We start from the raw sequence: 23,946 nt of genomic DNA, 5'->3' as shown, positions 1-23,946 counted from the left end.
GCCAGCGTTGCAGAGTGCCCAGGTGAGGCCACCTCGCTATGAACGAGCTGTTGACCTCACACGTCACCCCAGCGCCTCCTCGACAATCTGGCCAAGCTCCGGCGCGATCGCGGACAAATCCTCCTCGTCCTTGATAAGCACACCGATGGCTCGGCGGAAGGCTTGCGGCCATGGGCTGCCGCCTTTCTCCAGTATGGTGGCGGCGTTGGCCCATTCGACGGCCTCGGAGATGCCGGGCGGCTTGGCCAGCGGGCGGACGCGGATCTCCTGCACAGCGGTCGCCACGGCGCGGGCGGTGGTCTCGGCGACATCGCCGGCGCGCAGCATGATGATGGCGGCTTCGCGCTCGGCGTCGGGATAGCCGATCCAGTGATAGACGCAACGCCGACGCAGCGCCTCCGCCAGTTCGCGGGTTCGGTTCGAGGTCAGGATGACGATCGGCTGCGCCTCGGCGCGGATCGTGCCGCGCTCAGGGATGCTGATTTGGAAATCGGAAAGGAATTCGAGAAGCAGCGCTTCGAATTCGTGGTCGGAGCGGTCGATCTCGTCGACCAGCAGCACGCGCTGCTCCGGCGCCCGCAGCACCTGCAGCAATGGCCGCGCGATCAGAAAGCGGTCGTCATAGATGTCGATCTCATGCTCGCCGGCATGGCGGATGGCGAGCAGCTGGCGCTGGTAGTTCCATTCGTAGAGCGCGTTTGCTGCGTCGATGCCTTCATAGCATTGCAGCCGCACCAGATCGCGGCCAAGCAGTTGCGCGATCGCCTTCGCAGCTTCGGTCTTGCCAACGCCGGGCGCGCCTTCCAGCAGCAGCGGCTTGCCGAGCCGTATGGCCAGGAAGATGGCGGTGGCCAGGCTGTCGTCGGCGAGGTAGCGCGATCCAGCGAGGTGGCGTGCCACCGCCTCCGGCGAGGTCGCGACAGTCTCGGCATTCGGCTCCTGCATGTCGTCCTCAGTTCGCCGCTTGCGCCTTCAGCGCGCGCAATATGCGCTCCGGTGTGATCGGCAGCGTGTCGATGCGCACGCCGACGGCGTCGAAGACGGCATTGGCAACCGCGGGGATCTGCGGGTTCGCGCACATTTCGCCTGGTCCTTTGGCACCGTAAGGACCATCCGCCGACGGCCGCTCCAGCACGATGATCTCGGTTTGGGCGAGATCGCCCGGTCCCGGCATCAGATACTGGTTGAAGTCGGTGCCGCCATGGTCGCGGTTGGGATAATAGGGCTCGGTCGTTTCGTAGAGCGCGTGGCTGATGCCCATCCAGGAACCGCCGACCAGTTGCTGCTCGACCATTTTCGGGTTCAGCGCGCGGCCGATCTCAAAGACGTTCTTCACGGTCAGCACCGTAACCTCGCCCGTCTCGTCATCGACCTCGACTTCGGCCACCGTGCAGGCATGGGCGTAGCAGGTCGACGGCTTCATCGCGCCGGTCTCTTTCTCCGGATAGGAGCGCGGGATCAGGAACATGCCGCGCCCGGATATCGAGCGCCCGCGCTTGAAATGCGCCGACAAGGCGACATCGAAGATCGAGATCGACTTTTGCGGCGCGCCCTTGACCAGAATATTGCCCTGGCCGTCAGTCTCAAGGTCGGAAGCGTTGACCTCCAGCTCTTCCGCCGCCACTTCCAACATCACCTGGCGCGCTTCCTTGGCCGCCTGGATGACGGCATTGCCGGCGCGGTGGGTGCCGCGCGAGGCGAAGGTACCCATGCAGTGCGGGCCGGTGTCGGTGTCGGCGGTGTCGATGGTGACCCGGTCGGTCGGCAAGCCGATGGTCTCGGCGCAGATCTGCGCCATGATCTGCTTCAGGCCCTGGCCGAGATCGACCGACGAAAGTGTGACCATAAAATTGCCGGTCGGCGTCGAATGCACCAGCGCCTGCGTCGGGTCGCCGCCAAGATTCATGCCCGTCGGGTAGTTGATCGCGGCGACGCCGCGTCCGCGCCTTATCGCCATCTCAAGCTCCCTTCTTGTAGGAGGACATCGCCATATACTTCTCCGCCACCGGCCAGTTGGCGGCGCGCGACGCCTCCTGCATGCACTCGATCAGCGCCGCTCCTTCGGTCGGCTGGCGATGCGCCTTCATGTCGCCATCGCGATAGGCGTTGATGAAGCGGAATTCGAGCGGGTCCATGCCGATCAGCCGCGCCAGCTTGTCCATCTGCACCTCAAGCGCGAAGTCGCCGATGGTGACGCCGAAGCCGCGCATCGCGGAGGAGGGGGTGCGGTTGGTGTAGACGCAGTAGGTGTCGATCCAGACATTGGGAATGGTGTAGGGGCCGGGATAGTGCGCCGCTCCCTTCTGCGCGCCATAAGGCGAGTGGCGCGAATAGGCGCCGGCATCGGTGTAGCCGGTCACCTTGCGAGCCACGATGCGGCCATCGTTCATCACGCCATCCTTGATGATTATCTTTTCGGCCGCTCGGGGTGACGAGATCTGCATCTCCTCCTCGCGGCTGTAGATGAAGGAGACGGGACGTCCTGTGAGCTCGGCGCCAAGAATGGCGATCGGCTCGACGATGACGTCGACCTTGCCCCCAAAGCCGCCGCCGACAGTGCCGCCGACGAAATGCAGTTTTGAGCCGGGCATCTGCAGGATGATCGAGGCGTTGTCGAGGGTGAAGAACATCGCCTGGGTGTTGGTGTAGCAGGTGAAGCGGTCATTGCCTTCGGGCACCACGACGCAACCGGTGGTCTCGGTCGGCGCATGCTCGATGGGCGAGGATTGATAACTCTGTTCGAGGATGTGGTCGGCGCCGGCGAAGCTCGCCTCGACATCGCCGAAGCGCACCTTGCGGCATTCGCCGCTGTCATAGAGATAATAGTTCTGGCCGTGATATTCGTTGACCAAAGGCGCGCCAGGCTTCAGCGCTTCTTCCATGTCGAAGACGGCCGGCAGCACCTCGTAGTCGACCTTGACCTTGGCTGCCGCTTCCTGAGCCGCGCGCTCGGTCTCGGCCAGCACCGCCACCACCGCCTCGCCCTTCCAGCGTACCTTGCCGTCGGCCAGCACCGTCTCGTCTTCCGGTCCGACCTGGATCAGGATCAGGATGGTGTAGACATTGTGCGGCACATCCTTGGCGGTGAGGATTTTCACCACGCCGGGATGCTTCTCCGCTTCGGAAGTGTCGATCGAACGGATGCGGGCATGGTGGTGCGGACTGCGCACCATTTTCAGGTGAAGCATATTCGGGAAGTTGCGGTCGGCGAAATAGGCGGTCTTGCCCGTCACATGTCCCGGCGAATCCAGCCGCGGCCGCCCATGGCCGATCTCGTGCAGGCCGTCCTTGCGCTGATCGGCGAAATAGTTTTTGCGCAGTTCCATTCTTTTGGTCCTTAGGCCGCGTTCTGCGAATTGGCTCGGGCCGCCGTCAGCACCGCCTGGATGATCGGCTCGTAGCCGGTGCAGCGGCAGATGTTGCCGGACAGCGCCTCGATCACGTCCTCGCGGCTCGGATTGGGCGTGTGGTCGAGCAGCACCTTGGCGGCCATGATCATGCCCGGCGTGCAGAAGCCGCATTGCGTGGCGAAGGCATCGAGGAAGGCACGCTGCAGCGGGTGCAGCACGCCGGCCTCAGCGAGGCCCGATGTGGTGCGGATGTCGGCGCCGCTGCAGGTCTCGGCCAGGGTCAGGCAAGAGAGCCGGAGTTCGCCGTCGATGATGACCGAACAGGCGCCGCAGGTGCCCTGGTGGCAGCCGCCCTTGGGCGAGGTGTCGCCGATCTTGTCGCGCAGCGCGTGCAGCAGCGTCGTGCCGCTGTCGACAAATTCGGCCTTCTCCGAGCCGTTGAGCGTGAACTGAACCGGAACCTTTGCCATGTTTTCCTCCCAGCGCGCCTGCCCGGTTGATCGGACAGACACGCGCCCCCCAAGCGGTGGTTAAGTAAGCAGCAGCCGGCCGAGATGGACCGAGAGAACCTCGGCGCGATACCAGGCGCTGGCGATCGGATCGGTGATTGGCGAAGTGCCTTGACCGGCTGCAGCCAGCGCCGCTGCGACGCCGTCCTGGTCAAGCCTGCTGCCGATCAGTGCCTTTTCCGCAGCGCGGGCGCGCATCGGCCGGTCTGCCATGCAGCCGAGCGCGATCCGCGCCGAGGAGACAGTGCCGTCGCCGGCCTGTTCGAGAACGGCGGCGATGCTGAGCACCGAGACGCCCTTCGGCTTGACCCGCGACACTTTCAGGAAGCGGAAATTCTCGGCCTTCGGCAACGCGAAGGCGACTGAAGTGACGATGGCGCGGCTGCCGTCCCGCCTGGCCAGAAAATCCTCGATAGGCAATTCCCCATCATCGGTGCCGACCGTCGCATCCAACGCCAGCAGGGCGACAGCGAAATCACCGTAGGGCGCGGGTGCGAACAGATTGCCGCCGACAGTCGCCATGTTGCGGATCGCCGGGCCGCCGACGGCGCGCGCGGCCTTGGACAGCGCCGCAAGCTCGGGATGGCGGGCGATAGCCGCCATCGTCATCGAAGCGCCGATGCGGACCTTGCCGCCGGCAACGGTGATCCCGGAAAGGGTCGGATCGGTCGAACGGACAAGGCCGGAGACGGAGATATCGCCTTCATTGGCGGCGCGCACGACCAGTGTGCCGCCGCCAAGATAGCGGGTGCCGGGCGCCTTCAGCGCCGCGTTGGCATCCCTTACGGCCGAAAAGGTCTGGAGGGCAAGCGCCATGGCAGTCTCCCCTGACTCAGCTCTGGCCAGAAAAATGGCTCTTCAACGCATTGAAGCCACCCTGGAAGACATTGGCGGCCATGCCGGCGGCGATCTTGTCGGCCTCTTCGGGCGCCGCGTCGAAGCTCGCGGTCCATTCGGCATAGGTGCGGTCGCCGTCGGTCACGCGGCGCAATTGCAGCGTCGCTTTGTGATTGGTCAGCGGCTGCGGCGTCTCCAGGATGGAGTAGCTGACGCGGAAATTCGCATCGGAGAAGTCGAGCAGTTTTTCGCGGACACGCGCGCCGCTGGCGAGCTCGAAATTACGCACGCAGCCGATGGTTTCGGCGCTCTTGCCGTCTTCGATATGGCTCTTGACCATGCGCGGATGCCAGCCCGGCAGGCCGTTGAAGTCGCGGATGCGCGCCCAGACCTTTTCGACCGGCGCGTCGATGACGCTGGAGACGGTGACTTCAGCCATATGATCATTCCCCTACGAATTCGATACGCTGCAGGGTAGGGCGGCGGCCGGCGCTGCGCTTATCAATGGGTCTTGCGGCCCTATCAAGGAGTCTGAAAAACGAGCGGCTTGGCTCAGGCCATGGCCCGCGCCGCCTCGCGGTAAAGCGTCGGCGGCACGCCGACATGGTCGCGGAAGAAGCGCGAGAAATTGCCCTGGGTGGTGAAGCCGAGATTGCAGGCGACCGAGATCAGCGGCTCCTGCGACCACTGCAGCTGCCGCACGGCTTCCTCCATGCGCAGCGTGTTCCAGTAGACATTGGGCGTCAGATTGGTCTGTTCCTTGAATAAAGCAAAGAAGTGCGGCCGCGACAGGCCGACGCTGCGGGCGACGTCGTCGAACGAGATGCGTTCGCAGACATTGGCCTTCATCAGCTGGATTGCCTTGCGGACGCGGAAATCCTGCATTGTGTTGACCCGGATCCGCGCCTCCTGCGGCGCCGAGGCGTCGGCGGCGTCGAGCAGGCTATCGATGAAGCGCTCGATCTCGTAATTGGCGACGTCGTCGATGCTTTCATTATCGCTCAAATGGTCGAGCAGGTTGGCGGCGGCCTGGTGCAGCCAGGGTTCGAGCGTGATCGCAGCCTGTGCAAACAACGGCGCCGACGAAGGCAGGTCGCGGCGCCGGCGCGCCCAATCCGGATCGATGTAGAAAGCGAGGAACAGGCCGGGCCTGCCGTTCTGCGACAGAATGTGGCTGTGCGGCTGGTAGGAATTGATGCCGGCGGCGGTGCCGGGACCCAGCGGCACCGTCTCGCGGCCGACGGTCATCTCGCCGGCCGTGCCCTCCAGCCAGATGATGATGTGGGCCTCGACATGCGCATGGGTGACGAAGTCGCTGGCGACATTCAGGACAGAAACATGTCCGAACCGGCCCCAATAGAGCCTGATCGCGTCCGTCATGGGTTATACCTCCCGCAGACGACTGGCCTCCCTTCGCCTGCGACGGGATTGTGCGGCTGAGTTCGGGCTCGCGTCAAGGCGCGGGGCGAAAGCCGCTGTGTGCTGCCGGCCGTAGTGGTGGATTTTCAGACTGAGCGATAGGGTTTCCCGTCAAACCGAAGCCGTCATGCCGCCGTCGACATAAAGCGTATGGCCGTTGACGAAGGATGAGGCGTCGGAGGCGAGGAACACGGCGGCGCCGATCAGTTCGTCGACATACCCCCAGCGGCCAGCCGGCGTGCGCTTTTCCAGCCAGGCGGAGAATTCCTGGTTGTCGACCAGCGCCTGGTTCATCTCGGTGCGGAAATAGCCGGGGGCGATGGCATTGACCTGCAAGCCGTATTTCGCCCAGTCGGTGCACATGCCACGTGTCAAATTGCGGATTGCGCCCTTGGTGGCCGTATAGGGCGCGATGTTGGGCCGGGCGAGTTCGCTCTGCACCGAGCCGATGTTGATGATCTTGCCCTTGCCGCGCGCGATCATATTGCGGGCGACCGCCTTGCCGGCATGGAAGGCGCCGGAGACATTGGTCTTGAACAGCCGCTCCCACTGCTCCTCGGGAAAGTCCTCGAGCGGAGCGCGGAACTGCACGCCGGCATTGTTGATCAGGATGTCGATGGCGCCGATCTCGGCCTCGATGCGGGCGACATCGGCATCGACCGCGCGAAAATCCGTCACGTCGAAGGTCGAGGGGTGCGCTTTGAAGCCAGCGTCGCGCAAGCCGGCGACAGCACCGGCAACCTTGCCGGCATCGCGGCCGTTGAGCACGACACTTGCGCCATGCTCGGCAAGGCCGCGCGCCAGCGCCAGACCGATGCCCTGGCCGGAGCCGGTGATCAGCGCCAGCCGGCCGTTGAGCTCGAACAGGGATTTCGATGTCAAGGCAACGGTTTCCAGCCGAAAGGTTCAGTCCAAAAACATTCAGTCATTGCGCCTGAAGTTGCGGATCCGGTCGAACAGCACCGCGAGCAGGATGGCGCCGCCGATGAACACGCCTTGCCAGAAAGCATTGATGCCGAGCAGACCAAGGCTGTTGCGGATCACTTCGATGAGCGCGGCACCGACAATAGCGCCGAAGGCGGTGCCGACGCCGCCGGCGAGATTGGCGCCGCCAATGACCGTGGCGGCGATGACCTGCAGTTCCATGCCGGTTCCGAGATTGGTGGTGACGGCGCCCAGCCATCCGGTCTGGATGATGCCGGCAATGCCCGCCGCCAGCGCCGAGATCATATAGACGGCGACCTTGATCTGCTTGACGGGAACGCCGGTCAGCGTCGCCGCGTGCTCATTGCCGCCAATGGCGAAGATGTGGCGGCCAAACTTGGTCCAGCGCAGCGTGAAGCCGGTGATCAGCGCCAAAAGGATCATGTAGAGCACCGGATTGGCGATGCCGAACACCCATGCACCGCCGCCCAGCGCCAGAAGCTTGTCGTGATCCGGGCCGAACTGGAAGACGACGGTGTTGTTGGAGGCGACCATGGCGAGGCTGCGGGCAATCGACAGCATACCGAGCGTCACCACGAAGGGTGGAAAGCCGAGATAGGCGATCATGATGCCGTTGAAGGCGCCTATGGCGAGCGCGGTGGCGATCGAGGCGAGGATGCCGACCTCGATGGAGTAGCCGGCATGCATGGTGACGGCCAGCACCATCGACGACAGGCAGAGCACCGAACCGACCGACAGGTCGATGCCACCTGTGATGATGACGAAGGTCATGCCGAGCGCGATGATGGCGACGAAGGTGATGTTGCGGGTGATGTTGTAAAGGTTCTTCGACGTGGCGAAGGCGTCGGTGGCAAAAGACAGGAACAGGCAGGCCAGGATGACCGCGATCACCACCCAGAAGGTCTGGCTGGCAAACAGTCTTGCCGGCAAGGATTGCTGCTTTTGTTCGATCGGCTGGTCAATTGTCAGTGCCATCGTCGACCTTCATGTGCTGTGCGTGGTGAAATTCGCTGAGATCAAACCTGTTCGATGGCGCCGGTGATCAGCCCGGTGACTTCCTCGGGCGAACTTGACGCAATCGTCTTGTCGGCGACCTTGCGGCCGCGCCGCATGACGATGACGCGGTCGGCGACGGTGAACACGTCAGGCATGCGGTGGCTGATCAGCACCACTGCGATGCCCTGGTCGCGCAAATGGCGGATCAGGTTCAGCACTTCGGCGACCTGGCGCACCGAGATCGCGGCCGTCGGTTCGTCCATCAACACGATCTTCGCCTGCGACAGCATGGTGCGCGCGATCGCTACTGCCTGGCGCTGGCCGCCCGACATCTGCTTGACGAGGTCGCGCGGACGGGTCTCGGACTTCAACTCGGCGAAGAGCTGGCCGGCGCGCTTGTACATGGCGGCATAGTCGAGGATGCGTAAAGGGCCGAAGCCGCGGCGCAATTCACGGCCGAGATAGACATTGGCGGCAGCGGTCAGATTGTTGCACAGCGCCAGGTCCTGGTGGACGATCTCGATGCCGTGCTGGCGAGCTTCCGCCGGCTTGTGCAGGATCAACTCCTTGCCGTCCATGCGCATGACGCCATGGCTGGGGCGGAAATTGCCGGCGATCATCTTGACCAGCGTCGACTTGCCGGCGCCGTTGTCGCCCATCAGGCCGACCACCTGTCCGGGCTCGATCGACAGCGATACGTCGTTGACCGCCTGGATGGCGCCGAAATGCCTCGAGATATTGGTGAGTTCGAGAACCGCCACCAGTCTTTGCCTCCCCGTGTTTTGCGACCCGCTGCTGTTCCCGGCGTGAATGCCGGCGCTGCTTTGGCCCCGCTCTCCCCATCTCCTCCCGGAAACAGCGTCAGCGTTCTTTTACGCAAAAGCCGGCGCTCGTCAATCAATTGTCGGACGAATTGAAGCCTTGGTTATCCAAAAATCCGTTTTGTAGGACAAATAGCATTGACGTTGGCCGCAAGCCGATATTAGCTAAGCGTCGGAGGAGATTATGCCGATGCCGCTGGCGGTTAGCCGGGCGGAATCGGCGGAGGTTTATCGGTCGAGGTTGCGGCGCCACCCTTGTGTGAGCCGGGCCAATGCCGCATCTGGAAATGCTTATCGATCTGTCTTGGCGACACGAGTGCTCGTGAAACGAACCTCGGTCATTAAGCATCCGGTCGATCTGTGTGGCGGGCACGCCGTGTCCGTCTGTTTCAAGGGAGGACTGACATGAGGAAAACACTTTTGCTCGCCGCCGTCGCCGCCATGGCGCTGGGCGCCGGGCCGGCTTTGGCCAAGAAACAGCTCGTCATCGTGGTGAAGGGTCTCGACAATCCATTCTTCGAAGCCATCCACCAGGGCTGCGAGAAATGGAACAAGGAAAATGCAAGCTCGGAATATGAATGCTTCTACACCGGCCCGGCATCGACCTCCGACGAGGCCGGCGAAGCGCAGATCGTTCAGGACATGCTGAGCAAGGCCGACACGGTGGCAATGGCGATTTCGCCATCCAACGCGCCGCTGATCGCTCAGACGATCAAGACCGCCAATCCGACGATCCCGATCATGACGCTCGACGCCGATCTCAGCAAGGAAGATGCCGCGCTGCGCAAGACCTATCTCGGCACCGACAACTATTTGATGGGTCACAAGATCGGCGAGTACATCAAGAAGGGCAAGCCGAACGGCGGCACGATCTGTACCATCGAAGGCAATCCCGCGGCCGACAACATCCTGCGCCGCGCGCAGGGCATGCGTGACGCGCTGTCGGGCAAGGAAGGCCTGGCGGCACTTGCCGGCGAAGGCGGCTGGACCGAAGTCGCCGGTTGCCCGGTGTTCACCAATGACGACGGCGCCAAGGGCGTGCAGGCGATGACCGACATCCTCGCCGCCAATCCCAAGCTCGACGCCTTCGGCATCATGGGCGGCTGGCCGCTGTTTGGCGCACCGCAGCCCTATCGCGACCTGTTCGGGCCGCTCAAGGACCGCATCGCCAGCAACGACTTCGTCATCGGCGCCGCCGATACGATCGGCGATGAAGTGGCGATCGCCCGTGACGGCCTTGTAACCGCTCTGGTTGGTCAGCGGCCGTTCGAAATGGGCTACAAGGCACCGTCGGTGATGATCGATCTGGTCGAAGGCAAGGCCGTCGCCGATCCGGTGTTCACCGGCCTCGACGAATGCACAAAGGACACGGTCGACACCTGCATCCAGAAGTAGGTTCTCGATTTCGGGGCGCCCTTTGACGGGCGCCCCGTCTCTTCCCGGACGGACGCAACGGTTGGGGCAGCAGGCTCCGGCTTTGACGCGTCTGTAGTTTGGATTTTCGGCAACGAGATCGGCGCGCCGTGCAGGTTCGGACCAGTCCGGACGCAGACGGCCGACGCATTGGAACGTGAATGCCGGACGAGAAATCAAAGAAGCGAACCGAGCGGGCCAAGGCACAAGCCAGCCGCGGTCCGGCTGTCATGCGCAGGGCCGGTGCCGCGCATTTTCCGGGAGCGAGCGTCCATGTCTCGCTGGCCGGCGAGATCGGCCTCAGAATCGTGCGCGGCGATTATCCGCCCGGCACCATTCTGCCCAACGAGGCCAAATGGGCCGAGATCTTCGATGTCAGTCGTTCGGCGGTGCGCGAAGCCATCAAGATGCTGATGGCCAAAAGCCTGCTGGCTTCACGGCCCAAGATCGGCAGTTGGGTCGAGCCCAGGGAACGCTGGAACCTGCTCGACCGCGATGTGCTGGCCTGGTACGCGACCGGGCCGGACCGGGAAGCCTTCCTGCGCACGGTGCAGGAGTTCCGTCACATCATCGAGCCGGAAGCGTCGGCCTTTGCCGCCACGCGGCGCAACGACGAGCAGATGGACGAGATCAGCCAGGCCTGTCGTGAGATGGGCGAGGCTCTGAACCTGCAGGAGCGTATCCGCGCCGATACGCGTTTTCACCTCGCCATACTGCGCGCCTCGGGCAACGATCTGCTGGTGCCGCTTGGCGTTCTGATCGAGTCGGCGCTCGATCATCTCTTTGTCTTCGTCACACGCGAGACCAGCGATCAGCGGCGGGCGCAGGCGCTGCATGAGGCGATCGAGAAGAACATCCGCCTGCAGCGTCCTGCGGCCGCGCGCAATGCGGTGCACAAACTGCTCGCCAACACCGACGATGTTATCGGCCGGTCGAGGCGCTGACACAGGCTTTTCGCCACCTCAAATCGTCTGCTTCTTGCCATCCTTGCTGGGCATCAGGTCGACGCCGTTGACCTTGCCGATATATGTCGCCAGCATCGGCACGAATTGCTCGGCCGGGCCAGTGGCATGGGCACCGGCGAAGGAGTTCTTGGTGGCGTTGCCGAGCGGGTTGGCGATGCCGGCCGCGCCCGCCATCGATTCCAGATAGGTCAGGTCCTTGAAGGCGTTGGCGATGGTGAATTTATGTGCGTCGCGGTCGCCCTCCAGCGTCCAGCGCATGAAGGTCTGGTAGAAGCCGCAATCCATGCGGCCGTTGCGGATGACGCTGTCGAAACGCGGTGGCGAGATGCCGACCTTTTCGGCCAGCGCCAGCGCCTCGGAATAGATCGCGGCATAGCCCAGCGAGATGAAGTTGTTGAGCAGCTTCATGCGGTGGCCGTCACCTGTATCGCCAATATGGACGATGCGGCCGGCCCAGGTTTCGATGACCGGCTTCACACGGGCAAACAGCGCGTCGGGCGCGCCGACCATGGCGTCGAGCGTGCCTTCCCAGGCTTCCTTCGGCGTGCGGCTGAGCGGTGCATCGACGAAGTCGACGCCGATCTCCTTCAGTTCCGCCGCCAGCGCCACGGTCGAGACCGGATCGGCGGTCGAGCAATCGACGACAACCGAGCCTCTTTTCAGGCCCTCCTTGAGGCCGCCGGGGCCACGGATTATGGCTTCGACCTCGCGCGAGCCGGTGACGCAGATGAAGACGATATCGGATGCCGCTGCCACCTCACGCGAGGTGGCCACTTCCTTCGCACCGCGGCCAGCCAAGTCTTCCGCCGGCTTGCGGTTCTTGCGGCCGAGGAAGGTCAGGCCATAGCCCTTGTCGACGATGTTCTTGGCAATGCCGTGCCCCATCAGGCCAAGGCCGATAAAGCCGATCTTTTCGCTCGCGGCGGTCGTGGTCATGTCTTGAAGTCCTGTTGCGATGATTGATATTGGGCGCCGCCGTCTTGCGGGCGAGGGTGGTTGCAGAATGCCATATTGTCTGACAATACACAGAAATCCTAGGCATTGGAGACGAAAATGACGAAGCGGATCATGTTCACCGGCGGCAGCGGCAAGGCCGGTCGCCATGTCGTGCAATATCTGATCGAACAGGGCTGCCAGGTGCTCAACATCGACACCAAGCCGCTCGACAATCCCAAGGTACGCACGCTGATCACCGACATCACCGACAGCGGCCAGGTGTTCAACGCGCTGTCGAGCTATATGGGTCTGCACGAATTCGACCCGTCGCTGCGCCCGCAGCCGGTCGATGCCGTGGTGCATTTCGCCGCCATACCGCGCATCATGATCACGACCGACAATGAGGTGTTCCGCATCAATGCGATGGGCACCTACAACGTCATCGAGGCGGCGGTGAAACTCGGCATCCCTAAGGTGGTGATCGCGTCCAGCGAGACCACCTATGGCGTGGTGTTCGCCAACGAACCGCGCGACCCCAAATATTTTCCCCTCGATGAAGAATACGACGTCGATCCGATGGACAGCTATGCTCTGTCCAAGGTCGTCAACGAGCACACGGCGCGCGCCTTTGCGCAGCGCAACGGCACCGATATCTATGCCTTGCGCATCGGCAACGTCATCGAGCCGCACGAATATTCGCTGTTTCCGAAGTGGTTTGCCGATCCGGGCTTTCGCAAGCGCATCGCCTGGAGCTATGTCGACGCGCGCGATCTCGGCCAGATCACGCTGCGCGCCGTTGAAACGGACGGGCTCGGCTTCCAGGTGTTCAACGCGGCCAATGACGATACCTCGTCCGACCTGCCGACAGCGGAACTTTTGAAGCGGTTTTACCCCGACGTGCCGGTCAAGGCGGAGCTCGACGAATACGAGACGCTGCTTTCCAACCGCAAAGCCAGGGACATGCTTGGCTTCCGTCCCGAGCACAGCTGGCGCAAATACGTCAAATAGGCCGGCTGGGGCAAGGTTGCGACCTGATCTGTGCACAGCCGCAGCCTTTGCCGTCAACGTCCCGCCCTTTGCTTGACAGCTTCCGAAATCCGGACTTTGTGGAGGCATGAGGGACGGAAAGCCGAACAAGGGAAAGATGTCTGAAAAGGCGGCATCCGCAGAGCGCCCGGCGACCCTTCGCCGGGCTGACGCGGCCCGGATGCCCGGCACCAGCGTGCATGCGTCACTGGCCAGCGAAATCGGGCTTCGGATTGTGCGCGGCGACTATCCGCCGGGCACCATCCTGCCCAATGAAGCCAAATGGTCTGAAACCTTCAACGTCAGCCGCTCGGCGGTGCGTGAGGCGATCAAGATGCTGATGGCCAAAAGCCTTCTGGCATCACGCCCTAAAATCGGCAGCTGGGTGGAGCCCAGGGAGCGCTGGAACCTGCTCGATCGCGATGTGCTCGCCTGGTACGCGACCGCGCCCGACCGTGAGGTGTTCCTGAAGACGGTGCAGGAATTCCGCCACATCATCGAGCCGGAAGCGACTGCCTTCGCCGCCATGCGACGCACCGAGGAGCAGATGGCCGAGATCAGCCAGGCCTGCCGCGAGATGGGCGAGGCGTCGAGCCTGCAGGAGCGCACGCGCGCCGACACACGCTTTCATCTCGCCATCCTGCGCGCCTCCGGCAACGATCTGCTGGTGCCGCTCGGCGTGCTGATCGAATCCGCCTTCGATCATCTGTTCACCTATACGACGCGCGAACTCGACGATCTGCAGCATGCACAGCAACTGCACGAGGCGATCGAGAAGGCCATCCGCCTGCAGCGGCCGGATGCGGCCCGCAACGCGGTGCGCAAGCTGCTCGCCAATACAGACGGCGTCATCAACACCCGGTAGGATGTGCTGATATTCAGGTGAGGCCGGCCTGCAAACGCCGGCTTTCGCGCTTCACGTACTTAAGTACGCTCCGCTCCGGTTCTCGAAACCCAATGTTTTCGGCGCGGCCTGACCTGAATCTCAACACATCCTGCGAGCGCTCAGCCGGCCTGCGAAGTGGCCAAATGCTGCCTGGTCAGCGCGACCAGCAGCGCCTGGTCGCGGGCGGCGTGCTCGGGGCGGTTGACCACCTCGTCGCGATTGACGATCGCACCCCAGAAGCCGCGCAGTTCCTCGACGAAGGCTTGACCGTAGCCGGCGCGTAGATCCCTGGTCGACAGTGTGTGGCCGTCCGAGGTCTTCACAGTCAGCCGGGTCGGATGATGGTTGAGCCAGGGCGAGGGGAATTCGAGCTCAAGGCTGGCATCGTCGAAGAAGAGCGTGATGCGTTCCTTGTAGTCGGCGAGCTTCGGCACGGTGAGATGCGTCATCGTCCACAGCGCCTGGCTGTCGAGCAGTTTTACCGCGCCCTGGCCGCCATCGCCATTGGCGAAGATCTGCGCGCCGACAACCTCGCCCTCCGGCACGCCGAGTGCGTCGAGCAGTCCGTGCACGGCATTCACATCGTGAATCAAGGCGGAGCTGTAAGCGCCGGTAAATCCACGGAAAGCCAGATCGGTCATGGGCTGGCCGATGGCGCGCTCGACCTGTTGTTTCTGCCTGGCTTGCGCGGCGGCAATCAGCTCCTCGGGAATGTCGTTGCCGCGCTTGTAGCGCTGGTGGGCGATGAACGGCCAGGCATCGGGATCGTTGACCTCGACCGAGACGGACCGCAACGTCTTTGCCGTGCCGGGCAGCGAGGCCAGCGCCAGCCGGTAGCTCGGATCGAAGCGTTTCATATAGCCGACCTGCATAACCTTGCCGGCCTTGTCGCGCGCGGCGATGATCTCGGCGATTTCCGCCGGGGAATAGCAGAGCGGCTTTTCGCAGAAGACATGCAGGCCGCACCCAAGGGCGGCTAGTACCTGCTCGTAATGAAGCGGGTCGGGCGAGCCGATGACGACGGCGTCGAGCTTCTGGCCGAACAGTTGCTCCGGCGTTTCGAAATTGGCGATGCCGTGGATATCTGTGACGAACTCACGCGAGGTTTTCGACGGATCGGCGACGCCGACCAGTTCGAACAGGTCGCCGAGCCGCAACAGATTCGGAATATGCATGATCTGCGAGATCATGCCGGCGCCGATAACGCCAACCCGTATCCTGCTCATGCTGCTAAAACTCTCTGCAAAGTGTTCCAGACTCAGGGTGCGGCGGCCGGCCGATTGCCGATCTGCGCCAACAGCCCGGCAATCTCAGCTTCCACCGCCTTCAGATCCTCGCCGCCCGACATGATGGAAATCACCTCGTCGCGCGAGATCTCGGACTTTGCGTATGTGCCGCGATTGCGGCCGCGGTTGAGCAGCGTGAAAGTGTCACCGACAGGGTAGGCGTGGTGGATGTTGTGGCTGATGAAGATCACCGCCAGCCCGCGCATGCGCGCCTCGATGATGAATTTCAGCACCATGGCCGCCTGATGCACGCCGAGCGCCGAGGTCGGCTCGTCAAGGATCAGCACCTTTGCGCCGAAGTGGACAGCGCGCGCGATTGCCACCGATTGGCGCTCGCCGCCCGACAGCGTGCCGACGGCCTGCGTCGGGTCGCGCACGTCGATGCCGATATCGGCCATCGCCTGGCGGGCAATTGTGTTGGCGCGCTCCTTGTCGAAGCGCGAGAAGGGCAGGCGGCTTCTGGTCGGCTCGCGGCCGAGGAAGAAGTTGCGCGTGATCGACATCAGCGAGATCATGCCGAGGTCCTGGAAGACCGTCGCGACGCCGAGGTCCTGCGCGTCGCGCGGGCTGCGGAACGTGACGGGCTTGCCGTCGACGAAAATCTCGCCCTTGGTCGGCCGATGCACGCCCGACAGAACCTTGATCAGTGTCGACTTGCCGGCGCCGTTGTCGCCCAGCAAGCAGTGCACCTCGCCGGGATAGACCTTGATGTCGATATCCTGCAGCGCGCGTACCGAGCCGAAATTGACCGACACACCACGCAATTCCATGGCTGGCTGGATGGCCGGGGACGGGTTTGGGTAGGTCATCTGCCGCCTCCTCGTCCGAGCGCCTTGAGGCGGATGTAGTTGTTGACCAGCACGGCCATCAAAATGACGATGCCGAGGAAGACCTTGAACCAGTCGGTGTCGATGCCGGTGTAGAAGATGCCCATCTGCACCAGGCCGAAGATCAGCGCGCCGAACAGCACGCCATAGACGGTGCCATAGCCGCCGGTGAGCAGCACGCCGCCGATGACCGCGGCGATAATTGCCTCGAATTCCTTGAGCAGGCCGCGCGTGGTGTCGGCGGAGCCGGCCTCCATCACCTGGATGGTGGCAAGCAAGGTCGCGGCACAGGCGGTGTAGATGAAGAGTGCGATCTTAACCCGGTCGACCGGCACGCCGACATTGCGGGCGGCATTGAGGTCGCCGCCGGTGGCGAATATCCAGTTGCCGTATTTGGTCTGGGTCAAGACATAGCCGGCAAGCGCTGTCAGGCCGAGCCACCAGACGATCGACATCGGAATGCCGACGACGAAGGGAATGCCGTCGGTGCGGGTGGCGATCCAGCCTTGCGTGCCCATCCATTGGAAGAAGCCGGTCAGGAGGTGGCCGTTGAACAGGCCCGCGGTTGCCGGGTCCGGCGCGCCGTCGAGGATGTAGGGGATCTGCGTGCGGCCGGTGACGGCGCGGGTGATGCCGATCGACAGGCCGCGCAGGATGTAGAGCGACGCCAGCGTCACGATGAAGGAGGGCAGGCGGGTCTTCACAACGATCAGGCCGTTGACGTAGCCGGTGAGGATGGCGACAGCGAAGGCGCAGGCGATGCCGCCCCACAGCGGCAAGCCCCAATATTTCACCGTCAGCCCGATGACGACGCCGGCGAAGCCGACCATCGAGCCGACGGAGAGATCGAACTCGCCGGCGATGATGAGAAGGGCTGCGGCCGTGGCGATGATGCCGAGTTCGGCTGCCAGCGTCAGGAAGGTCATCGACCCCTGCAGCGAATAGAGGTTCGACGCACCCGGCAGCAGGGCGAAGATGATGATGGTGGCGATGAGGCCGCCGGCGGCACCGGCTTCGGGCCGGCGCAGCCATTGCGTCAGCCGGCCGGTGCTGGCCAGCCGCTCGTCAGTGCCGGCAGCCCGTTTCGACGTCATGCCGAAACGGTCCTTGCCCAGTACCCCGGGGGCCGGCGCTTCTGGAGGTATCGCCTTGTCTTCCACAACAGCCATTAGGCTCCCCAATCGCTCACTTCGCAATCTCGACCAGAGACGGGGAGCGCATGGCGGCTCCCCGATCCGTTTTGGTCTTGCCTTAGCGGATGCCGTCCTTGGCGAGCGCCAGGATCGCCTTGGCCTTGTCGGGCGAGTCGATGAACAGCGGCCCGGTGTAGGCGTTGTTCTGCGGCCAGAAGCCATGTGTGGCATGCTCGACCAGATAGATCACCGGCAGGTATCCCATCAGATATTGCTGGGCGTCCATGCCGAAGCCCATTTCGCCGGCGACGACGGAATCCAGGACTTCGGGGCTGATGTCGAAGGTGTAGAGCTTGATCTTGCCGAACAGTTCCTTCTGCCGGAAGAACGGGATCAGCGGATTGGCGGCGGTGGCGCCGAGCGCAAACACCGCCTGGGTGTCGGGATGCGCCGACAGATAGGCCTCGGTGCGGCGCTGGATGTCGGCCGGATCGGGCGACACGGTAAGCACCTCGGTGCCGCCGCCTGACGGCTTCAGCCCGTCATTCAACCCCTGGCAGCGCTGGTCGAGGCTGACATTGCCGACCTCGTGGTTGATGCAGACGACCTTGAGCGTGCCTTCCTTGGCCAGCCGCTCGCCCGCCTTCTTGCCGGAATCATATTCGGAGACTGTGCCGACGTAGAGAGAGGTGCCGAGTTCGGCGCCTTCCTTCTCGCCGGAATCCAGGACGACCATCGGAATGTTGGCGGCAAGGCCGGCCTTGACCGATTTACCAAGCGCATTGGCGTCGGCAATGGAGACGGCGATGCCGTCGGGATTGGTGGCGATGGCCGCGTCGAGCAGGCGGGCCTGTTCGACCACGTCGAACACTTGCGGCGCATAATATTCGACCTTGGCGCCGGTGAGCGCCGCCGCATCGTCGACGCCGCGCTTGACCACCGACCAGTAGGGATCGGAGGCCGAGCCATGCACCACGAAGGTGATGCGGACATCCTTAGGGTCCTTCAGGCCCGCGGCCTGCACGACGCCCGCCAGCATACTCATCGAGACAAGCGCGCCGAGCGCCAGTTTCAGAACAGTCTTCATGTCATTCTCCCATTGTCGTTGCAGTTCCAAATCCCTCTTTGCGCTGTTGGCCGACGGATCGGCTTACGGCGCTGACCGGGTGGCCGCTTTGCGGGCCTTTGCCGGTGTCGATGCCCCGAGCCGTGCACGCAGTTCCTCGCGCAACGGCTTCATGCCGATGATGTCGATGTCCTGCGCGCCGAGCCAGTCGCGAAAAGCCTGGTCGCGGAAGAGTTCATATTCCTCGGTGCGGATATAGGCGGAGCGCGGCTCGATCAGTTCGAGCTCGCCCGGCGCGTTGAAGTGCAGGCAAAAGAAGGTCAGGCCTTCACGGACCCCTTCGACCAATGCCTTGTAGGCTGGCTCTATCGGCTTGGAGCGTGGACGGCCCCAGGTCGTCTGAATGGCGGCGTCGAAGATGACAAAGCCTTTGGCGCGGGCTCCAGTGACGCCGCGCTGGAACGCCGCTTCGGTGACGCCGACCAGATTGTCGTTGGGCGAATAGGCCGACAGCGTTTTGGTCAACAGCACCGGCAGCCGATATTCCAGGCCGAGCTTGATGTAGACGTCGCAAAACTCCGGCGACAGCGCTGCCCCCATATGGGCGTCAAGATGAGTGACGTCGATGCCGGCGCGGTAGGCGGTGTCGATCTGCGCGCGAAGCTCGGTTTCCACCGCTTGCGGTGCTGCCTTGCGGCGGGTGGTCGCTACATCGGGCCAGAAATAGCCGAACTCGTCCGTCAGGCCGGCCGCGCGCGACGGCGACGTCAGCGGCCGCCATTTGTAGTGCTGCTTTTCGCTGTTCAGCGTCAGGTGGACGCCGAGATCGAGCCGGGGATCGGCGGCTGCCGCTTCGGCCATCTCAGGGAACCATGGGCACGGCACCATCACGGCGCCGGAGCTGCAGGCGCCGTGTGCGGTCAGTTCGAGGAAGGCGCTGTTGGCGCCATGGCACATGCCGACATCGTCTTCATGCAGGACGAGCTGTCGCGTCATGGACGGCCACCGTTTTGCCGGCCACCATCTTGCCGGCCACCATCTTGCCGGCACGCCGGTTTCGAGGGTCTTCCAAAGTGTGTCCCGTGCTGCATGGAACCGACCGTTTGCCCAACTGGACGCGATGGAACGCCCTATGCCGGCTTTCCGACAGGGCCACTTCGACGAATTCGGATGGGTACGATTTTCCGCGGGCCTGCATTCTGGAATGTCGATTTCATTCGATATGCCCACATTCGGCGTCAAACCCGGCCATCAAGCAACCGGGATGGCTTGGTCAGATCGCAGCGGAGTGGTTCTTTCAAACAGCGGCCGCAGGCGTACTGCTTTCATACCATCAGCGATGTGGGAGACTTGCCATGTACACTGCCGGCGAAGAAGAGATCGAAGCCATTGCCAGGGTGATCCGCTCGGGTGCGCTGTTTCGCTATGGCGAGAACAGCGAGTGCAACCGCTTCGAGGCCCGCTATGCCAGGCATCTCGGCGTCGAGCATTTTGCGCTGGCCGCCAGCGGCACCTATGGGCTCGCCGCCGGCCTGATCGGCCTCGGCATCGGCCCGGGCGATGAGGTGCTGGTGCCGGCGCACACCTATATGGCGACCGCCACAGCAGTGCTGTCGGTCGGCGCCATTCCGGTCATTGTCGATATCGACGAGAGCCTGACCATCGACCCGGCCGCTCTGCGCGACGCCATCGGCCCGCGCACCAAGGCGGTCATCCCGGTACATATGTGGGGTGCGGCCTGCAACATGAACGCCATCATGGACATCGCTAAAAAACGCGGTCTGCTCGTGCTGGAAGATGTCTGCCAGGGCATTGGCGGCGACTATGAGGGCAGGAAGCTCGGCTCGATCGGCCATGCCGGGGCCTACTCCTTCAACTACTTCAAGAACATGACCTCGGGCGAGGGCGGCGGCATCGCCACCAGCGACCCGAAAGTGGCCGAGCGCGCGCGCTGCGCCATCGACCCTTGCCATTTCTACTGGCAGGGCCGCAGCGACAGCATCAAGCCGTTCGCCGGCATCGGCGCGCGGGCCTCGGAATTGATGGGCGCGATGCTCAATGTCCAGCTCGACCGTCTGGACGGCATCATCGAGGCGATGCGGTCGGAGAAGAAGAAGGTGCTGGCCGGCACGCGCCATCTCGGCAATCTCGGCCTGACGCCGTCGCCGATGAACAGCCCCGACGACGATTGCGCGGCGCAGGTGATGTATCTCCTGCCCAGCGAACAGGCGGCGCAGACTTTTTCGAAGACCATTCCGAGCGTCATTGCCGGCAAGACCGGCCGCCACAATTTCACCCAGTGGGACCAGGTGCTGATGCATGAGGGCGCGCACCATCCGGCGCTCAATCCGTACACGCTGCCGGAAAACAAGGGCCTGCGGCTGACCTATGCCGACGACCTCGGCAAGGGTTCTCTCGACATCCTCAACCGCACGGTGATGATCGCGATGAATCCGGCGCATGGCGACGCCGACATCGCCGACATGATCCATAACATCGATGCGGCGGCCCGTGTGGCGCTGGAGAATGCCTCGCTGGAAGATGTCGAGGTGCGCAAGGCAGCGCCCGTCGATCTGCAGAAATTCGATAGTGTGAATTGAAGCGCTCAGCGCTGGATCGGCCTATTGCCGGTCCAGCCGCATGAAGGCAGCGCGCAACGCCAGCACCGCGCGCAGGATCTGGCGTTCGTCCATCGCGGCATAGCCGAGCAGCAGGCCGTGTTCCGGCTCGCTCGAATGGTAGTTGATCGAGATGCCCTGCACGTCGAGGCCCTCCTTGACGGCAGCGGCGACGACGTCACTGTCCTTGTAGGGTCGGACAAAACTGGCCAGCAGTTGCATGCCGGAATCGTTCTCGGTCACTGTCAGCCATTCGGCCAGATGCTCCTGGCACAGCTTGACGAAATTGGCTTGCCGGCGCGCATAAAGGCGGCGCATGCGTTTCAGATGTGTGGCGAAATAGCCTTGCGTGATGAAGTCGTTGACCGTCGCCTGCAGGATCAGCGGCGCGAACTGGCCGGTGATCGAGACGGCACGGTCGAAGGGCACGGACAGTTCGCGGGGTACGATGAGATAGCCGATGCGCAGCGCCGGGATCAGCGTCTTGCCGAAGGAACCAATATAGACGACGCGGTCGGCATGATCGAGGCCGCGCAGCGCCGGCACCGGCCGGCCGCGATAACGATATTCGCCGTCATAATCGTCCTCGACGATCCAGGCGCCGTGGCGTTCCGCGATGTCAAGCAGCTGCAGTCGTTCCTCGATGCGCATGATGGTGCCGAACGGCCACTGGCAGGATGGCGTCACATAGATGAGGCGCGGCGGCGGCAGCTCTGGGTCTGCGAGATGCCATCCAAGGCGATCGACCTTCAAGGGCGCGAGCTGCGCGCCGCTGGCGAGAAAGGCGCTCTTGGCGCCGAGATAGCCGGGCTCCTCCATCCAGACATGGTCGCCTTCGTCCATCAGCACGCGCGAAGCGAGGTCGAGTGCCGCCTGCGCGCCGGTGACGATGATGACCTGGTCGGCGGTGCAGTTGATGCCGCGCGACAGGCTGATGGTCGAGGCGATGGCCTGGCGCAGGCCGGGATGGCCGGCAAAGGAGATATAGCCGAGCAAGTTCTCGTCGCGGCTGCGGGCATTGCGCACCAGAAGGCTCGACCAGATGGTGAAGGGGAAGGACGCGGTTTCCGGCACGCCGGGATGGAAGTTGATGACGCCGGCATTGCGCGGCGGCTGCGGGCCGTTGACGATGGTCTGACCGCGCCGCGACAGCTTTTGCGGGGCGGCGAGGCCGGCGCGCAGCGCGGCCGGCGGGCGTTTCTGCTGGATCGGCGCCACCCAGGTGCCGGACCCGGCGCGCGCCTCGATAAAACCTTCGGCGAGCAGCTGGTCGTAGGCGGCGATCACCGTGTTTCGGCCGACCTTGAGATCCTCGGCCAGCGAGCGGGTCGATGGCAGCAGCGTGTTCTGCTGGATCTGGCCGTCGAGGATGAAGCGCCGCAGGGCGCCATAGATCTGTCGGTGCATCGGTTCGTCCGAGCCGCGGTCGACCGACATGATGTCGAGGGAAAGGCGCATGTGGTCGGCCAAGCTAGTCTCCGACGAGCCTGGCTGCGCGCGCGATCTTTTCTTCGTTAAGCAGGCAAACGGTCTCGAGCACCAGCCGTCTGGTTGCGGGACGGACCTCACGGCTGTTCTTCAGCGCGCGGTGAACGGTTGCCGCGCCGAGTTCCGCCTTCTCGGCGATCTCACGGATGGTGCAAAGCCGTTCCATGCCGAGTGCCGCCTCGAATGCCATGTCGCTCCTCCATCCGCATCAAGGCATGCCTCGTCGCCAGCCTCAAGGCGGAAACGCCGGAGCTTGAAAATCCTTTGCCGAGAACTGTGCGATCCGCGCCGCCAAGGGAGGGCGGCGGCGCGGATCGCCGGGCGCATTCGCGTCGCTACCCCTACCGAGGCGCGCGCCCAACCGGCCAACCACCAGCCCCCCGGCGGTGGTCAGGCCATGTCTCGTATCGCGACGTCGAACCCGGCCGTGCGGGCCGTGGCGAGAAGCGAGGCGTAGCCCTTCGTGGCATAGGTCAAGGGATGTGCCTTGGCCGGGTCCTGCTCGGCCTCGACGACGATCCAGCCTTCGAAGCCGCGCTTGGCCAGCGGCTTCAACAGCGACAGGAAATCGACGGAGCCGTCGCCGGGCACAGTGAAGATTCCTTCCATCACTGCCGCCATGAAACTCATGTCCTCGCGCCGTGCCTTCTCCAGCACGGCCGCGCGGACGTCCTTGCAATGAAAATGCACGATGCGGTCGAGATGCCGGTTCAGGAGCGAGGCCGGGTCGCCGCCCGAAAACAGGCAATGGCCGGTATCGAAAAGCAGGCCGACGCTCTTGCCGGTTGCGGCCATCAGTCTGTCGACCTCGTCATCGTTCTCGACGATGGTGCCCATGTGGTGATGGAAAGCCATGCCGACACCGAAGGCAGCCATGCGGTCGGCGAGCTCGGTGATTTTCTCGCCATAGGCGGCCCATTCGCCGTCAGCGAGGCGCGGACGCTGTGAGATCGGCGCGAAAATGCCGTCATGACGGCCGCGCGAGGTGTCGGCATAGACGACGACCTTGGCGCCGAGGTCGCGCAGCAGGGTCAGATGCGAGGTGATGGCGGCGAATTCCTCGTCGACCGTGCGGTCCAGAATGCGGCCGTCATACCAGCCGGAGACGAGCTCCAGTCCGTAAGAAGACAGGATCGGTCCAAGCTCGTCGCTTCGCCTGGGGAATTTGCCGCCGAGTTCGGTGCCGCGATAGCCGGCCTGCCTGGTTTCCGACAGGCATGTCGCGAGCGGCGTATCGCCGCCGAGTGCGGGAACATCGTCATTGCTCCAGGTGATGGGATTGATGCCGATCTTGACCGTCATGCCGCTACTTCAAAGGGCTCGGGGAAACACAAAGCCGAGGCCGGCAAACTGAGGGGAAAGAGGACCTGTCACTAGGTCCAGTTGAGGTGAATTTGGCAGAGCCAATCGGGAGCGCTAAAGCCC

At 63.6% G+C, this 23,946-nt stretch carries 24 protein-coding genes; 5 read left to right on the top strand and 19 right to left on the bottom strand.

The annotated features are described in order from the left end of the window. Positions 1–63: 63 nt before the first annotated feature. From NKJ57_RS27010 to NKJ57_RS26965, 10 genes are all read right to left on the bottom strand, one after another. On the bottom strand, positions 64–945 hold the full coding sequence (locus NKJ57_RS27010) for an AAA family ATPase (protein WP_352513495.1): 882 nt from the start codon (positions 943–945) through the stop codon (positions 64–66). A 7-nt stretch (positions 946–952) separates the two neighbouring features. After that, complete coding sequence (locus NKJ57_RS27005; protein ID WP_352513496.1) at positions 953–1,957, bottom strand: xanthine dehydrogenase family protein molybdopterin-binding subunit; 1,005 nt, start codon at positions 1,955–1,957, stop codon at positions 953–955. A gap of 1 nt (position 1,958) precedes the next feature. Beyond that, positions 1,959–3,326 (bottom strand): xanthine dehydrogenase family protein molybdopterin-binding subunit, encoded by a 1,368-nt coding sequence (locus tag NKJ57_RS27000; protein WP_352513497.1) that lies wholly within the window; start codon positions 3,324–3,326, stop codon positions 1,959–1,961. A gap of 11 nt (positions 3,327–3,337) precedes the next feature. Next, a complete protein-coding gene (locus tag NKJ57_RS26995) occupies positions 3,338–3,820 on the bottom strand; it encodes a (2Fe-2S)-binding protein (RefSeq protein ID WP_023746979.1) in 483 nt (160 codons plus the stop codon). A 60-nt stretch (positions 3,821–3,880) separates the two neighbouring features. Next, positions 3,881–4,675, bottom strand: a complete 795-nt coding sequence (locus NKJ57_RS26990) for an FAD binding domain-containing protein (RefSeq protein WP_352513498.1) — start codon at positions 4,673–4,675, stop codon at positions 3,881–3,883. Between the two features lie 16 nt (positions 4,676–4,691). Beyond that, positions 4,692–5,135, bottom strand: coding sequence for an SRPBCC family protein (locus NKJ57_RS26985; RefSeq protein ID WP_352513499.1), 444 nt, complete (start codon positions 5,133–5,135; stop codon positions 4,692–4,694). Between the two features lie 113 nt (positions 5,136–5,248). After that, the gene (locus NKJ57_RS26980; protein ID WP_023673046.1) at positions 5,249–6,076 is read right to left on the bottom strand and encodes an AraC family transcriptional regulator; all 828 of its coding nucleotides are present in this window, start codon (positions 6,074–6,076) and stop codon (positions 5,249–5,251) included. Positions 6,077–6,226: 150 nt separating this feature from the next. Beyond that, a complete protein-coding gene (locus NKJ57_RS26975) occupies positions 6,227–6,997 on the bottom strand; it encodes an SDR family oxidoreductase (protein WP_031246147.1) in 771 nt (256 codons plus the stop codon). A gap of 39 nt (positions 6,998–7,036) precedes the next feature. Further along, positions 7,037–8,035, bottom strand: a complete 999-nt coding sequence (locus NKJ57_RS26970; protein WP_023673048.1) for an ABC transporter permease — start codon at positions 8,033–8,035, stop codon at positions 7,037–7,039. A 41-nt stretch (positions 8,036–8,076) separates the two neighbouring features. Continuing rightward, positions 8,077–8,817, bottom strand: coding sequence for an ATP-binding cassette domain-containing protein (locus NKJ57_RS26965; protein ID WP_023673049.1), 741 nt, complete (start codon positions 8,815–8,817; stop codon positions 8,077–8,079). Positions 8,818–9,282: 465 nt separating this feature from the next. Between NKJ57_RS26965 and NKJ57_RS26960 the strand changes: the two genes are divergently transcribed. Both NKJ57_RS26960 and NKJ57_RS26955 read left to right on the top strand, forming a co-directional pair. Beyond that, entirely contained in the window at positions 9,283–10,272 is a 990-nt protein-coding gene (locus NKJ57_RS26960; protein WP_023673050.1) for a sugar-binding protein, read from the top strand. Positions 10,273–10,451: 179 nt separating this feature from the next. Continuing rightward, positions 10,452–11,234: a FadR/GntR family transcriptional regulator gene (locus NKJ57_RS26955; protein WP_023673051.1), complete on the top strand. Its 783-nt coding sequence runs from the start codon at positions 10,452–10,454 to the stop codon at positions 11,232–11,234. Positions 11,235–11,252: 18 nt separating this feature from the next. On the opposite strand, the gene NKJ57_RS26950 is transcribed toward NKJ57_RS26955, so the two are convergent. Beyond that, positions 11,253–12,191, bottom strand: a complete 939-nt coding sequence (locus NKJ57_RS26950) for an NAD(P)-dependent oxidoreductase (protein ID WP_023682235.1) — start codon at positions 12,189–12,191, stop codon at positions 11,253–11,255. Positions 12,192–12,308: 117 nt separating this feature from the next. Here NKJ57_RS26950 and NKJ57_RS26945 point away from each other — a divergent pair, with 117 nt between their 5' ends. Together NKJ57_RS26945 and NKJ57_RS26940 are read left to right on the top strand one after the other, a co-directional pair. Further along, positions 12,309–13,199 (top strand): NAD-dependent epimerase/dehydratase family protein, encoded by an 891-nt coding sequence (locus tag NKJ57_RS26945; protein ID WP_023682234.1) that lies wholly within the window; start codon positions 12,309–12,311, stop codon positions 13,197–13,199. Between the two features lie 106 nt (positions 13,200–13,305). Continuing rightward, entirely contained in the window at positions 13,306–14,082 is a 777-nt protein-coding gene (locus tag NKJ57_RS26940) for a FadR/GntR family transcriptional regulator (protein ID WP_352513500.1), read from the top strand. Positions 14,083–14,222: 140 nt separating this feature from the next. Here NKJ57_RS26940 and NKJ57_RS26935 read toward each other — a convergent pair whose 3' ends face one another. The 5 genes from NKJ57_RS26935 to NKJ57_RS26915 all read right to left on the bottom strand — a co-directional run bounded on the left by NKJ57_RS26935 (position 14,223) and on the right by NKJ57_RS26915 (position 19,411). Continuing rightward, positions 14,223–15,329, bottom strand: coding sequence for a Gfo/Idh/MocA family protein (locus NKJ57_RS26935; RefSeq protein ID WP_352513501.1), 1,107 nt, complete (start codon positions 15,327–15,329; stop codon positions 14,223–14,225). Between the two features lie 32 nt (positions 15,330–15,361). Beyond that, positions 15,362–16,198: an ATP-binding cassette domain-containing protein gene (locus NKJ57_RS26930; RefSeq protein WP_023712088.1), complete on the bottom strand. Its 837-nt coding sequence runs from the start codon at positions 16,196–16,198 to the stop codon at positions 15,362–15,364. Continuing rightward, positions 16,195–17,310, bottom strand: coding sequence for an ABC transporter permease (locus tag NKJ57_RS26925; RefSeq protein WP_502902072.1), 1,116 nt, complete (start codon positions 17,308–17,310; stop codon positions 16,195–16,197). The genes NKJ57_RS26930 and NKJ57_RS26925 overlap by 4 nt, the downstream gene beginning before the upstream one ends. 157 nt (positions 17,311–17,467) lie before the next feature. Beyond that, on the bottom strand, positions 17,468–18,436 hold the full coding sequence (locus NKJ57_RS26920) for a rhizopine catabolism ABC transporter substrate-binding protein (RefSeq protein ID WP_023687959.1): 969 nt from the start codon (positions 18,434–18,436) through the stop codon (positions 17,468–17,470). Between the two features lie 63 nt (positions 18,437–18,499). Next, on the bottom strand, positions 18,500–19,411 hold the full coding sequence (locus NKJ57_RS26915) for a polysaccharide deacetylase family protein (RefSeq protein ID WP_023673060.1): 912 nt from the start codon (positions 19,409–19,411) through the stop codon (positions 18,500–18,502). 359 nt (positions 19,412–19,770) lie between these two features. Here NKJ57_RS26915 and NKJ57_RS26910 point away from each other — a divergent pair, with 359 nt between their 5' ends. Next, entirely contained in the window at positions 19,771–21,015 is a 1,245-nt protein-coding gene (locus tag NKJ57_RS26910; RefSeq protein WP_352513503.1) for a DegT/DnrJ/EryC1/StrS family aminotransferase, read from the top strand. Positions 21,016–21,036: 21 nt separating this feature from the next. Here NKJ57_RS26910 and mocR read toward each other — a convergent pair whose 3' ends face one another. The 3 genes from mocR to iolE form a co-directional block, all read right to left on the bottom strand. Further along, the gene (mocR, locus tag NKJ57_RS26905; protein ID WP_245261866.1) at positions 21,037–22,503 is read right to left on the bottom strand and encodes a rhizopine catabolism transcriptional regulator MocR; all 1,467 of its coding nucleotides are present in this window, start codon (positions 22,501–22,503) and stop codon (positions 21,037–21,039) included. A 1-nt stretch (position 22,504) separates the two neighbouring features. Then, complete coding sequence (locus NKJ57_RS26900) at positions 22,505–22,711, bottom strand: LacI family DNA-binding transcriptional regulator (protein ID WP_023705614.1); 207 nt, start codon at positions 22,709–22,711, stop codon at positions 22,505–22,507. A gap of 200 nt (positions 22,712–22,911) precedes the next feature. Beyond that, the gene (gene iolE, locus NKJ57_RS26895) at positions 22,912–23,823 is read right to left on the bottom strand and encodes a myo-inosose-2 dehydratase (RefSeq protein ID WP_352513504.1); all 912 of its coding nucleotides are present in this window, start codon (positions 23,821–23,823) and stop codon (positions 22,912–22,914) included. Positions 23,824–23,946 lie beyond the last annotated feature (123 nt).

The sequence above is a fragment of the Mesorhizobium sp. M0077 genome, from assembly GCF_040322955.1.
In the GTDB taxonomy this organism is placed as follows: Bacteria; Pseudomonadota; Alphaproteobacteria; order Rhizobiales; family Rhizobiaceae; genus Mesorhizobium.
This window is presented reverse-complemented; position numbering and strand designations above follow the sequence as displayed.

Coding starts and splice junctions, on each gene's coding strand:
- NKJ57_RS26985 (WP_352513499.1), bottom strand. CDS start 5,135: ATGGCTGAAGTCACCGTCTCCAGCGTCATCGACGCGCCGGTCGAAAAG.
- NKJ57_RS27000 (WP_352513497.1), bottom strand. CDS start 3,326: ATGGAACTGCGCAAAAACTATTTCGCCGATCAGCGCAAGGACGGCCTG.
- NKJ57_RS26990 (WP_352513498.1), bottom strand. CDS start 4,675: ATGGCGCTTGCCCTCCAGACCTTTTCGGCCGTAAGGGATGCCAACGCG.
- NKJ57_RS26935 (WP_352513501.1), bottom strand. CDS start 15,329: ATGAGCAGGATACGGGTTGGCGTTATCGGCGCCGGCATGATCTCGCAG.
- NKJ57_RS26980 (WP_023673046.1), bottom strand. CDS start 6,076: ATGACGGACGCGATCAGGCTCTATTGGGGCCGGTTCGGACATGTTTCT.
- NKJ57_RS26910 (WP_352513503.1), top strand. CDS start 19,771: ATGTACACTGCCGGCGAAGAAGAGATCGAAGCCATTGCCAGGGTGATC.
- NKJ57_RS26960 (WP_023673050.1), top strand. CDS start 9,283: ATGAGGAAAACACTTTTGCTCGCCGCCGTCGCCGCCATGGCGCTGGGC.
- NKJ57_RS27005 (WP_352513496.1), bottom strand. CDS start 1,957: ATGGCGATAAGGCGCGGACGCGGCGTCGCCGCGATCAACTACCCGACG.
- NKJ57_RS26915 (WP_023673060.1), bottom strand. CDS start 19,411: ATGACGCGACAGCTCGTCCTGCATGAAGACGATGTCGGCATGTGCCAT.
- NKJ57_RS26940 (WP_352513500.1), top strand. CDS start 13,306: ATGAGGGACGGAAAGCCGAACAAGGGAAAGATGTCTGAAAAGGCGGCA.
- NKJ57_RS26970 (WP_023673048.1), bottom strand. CDS start 8,035: ATGGCACTGACAATTGACCAGCCGATCGAACAAAAGCAGCAATCCTTG.
- NKJ57_RS27010 (WP_352513495.1), bottom strand. CDS start 945: ATGCAGGAGCCGAATGCCGAGACTGTCGCGACCTCGCCGGAGGCGGTG.
- NKJ57_RS26950 (WP_023682235.1), bottom strand. CDS start 12,191: ATGACCACGACCGCCGCGAGCGAAAAGATCGGCTTTATCGGCCTTGGC.
- NKJ57_RS26945 (WP_023682234.1), top strand. CDS start 12,309: ATGACGAAGCGGATCATGTTCACCGGCGGCAGCGGCAAGGCCGGTCGC.
- NKJ57_RS26995 (WP_023746979.1), bottom strand. CDS start 3,820: ATGGCAAAGGTTCCGGTTCAGTTCACGCTCAACGGCTCGGAGAAGGCC.
- NKJ57_RS26930 (WP_023712088.1), bottom strand. CDS start 16,198: ATGACCTACCCAAACCCGTCCCCGGCCATCCAGCCAGCCATGGAATTG.
- iolE (WP_352513504.1), bottom strand. CDS start 23,823: ATGACGGTCAAGATCGGCATCAATCCCATCACCTGGAGCAATGACGAT.
- NKJ57_RS26900 (WP_023705614.1), bottom strand. CDS start 22,711: ATGGCATTCGAGGCGGCACTCGGCATGGAACGGCTTTGCACCATCCGT.
- NKJ57_RS26925 (WP_502902072.1), bottom strand. CDS start 17,310: ATGACGTCGAAACGGGCTGCCGGCACTGACGAGCGGCTGGCCAGCACC.
- NKJ57_RS26920 (WP_023687959.1), bottom strand. CDS start 18,436: ATGAAGACTGTTCTGAAACTGGCGCTCGGCGCGCTTGTCTCGATGAGT.
- NKJ57_RS26955 (WP_023673051.1), top strand. CDS start 10,452: ATGCCGGACGAGAAATCAAAGAAGCGAACCGAGCGGGCCAAGGCACAA.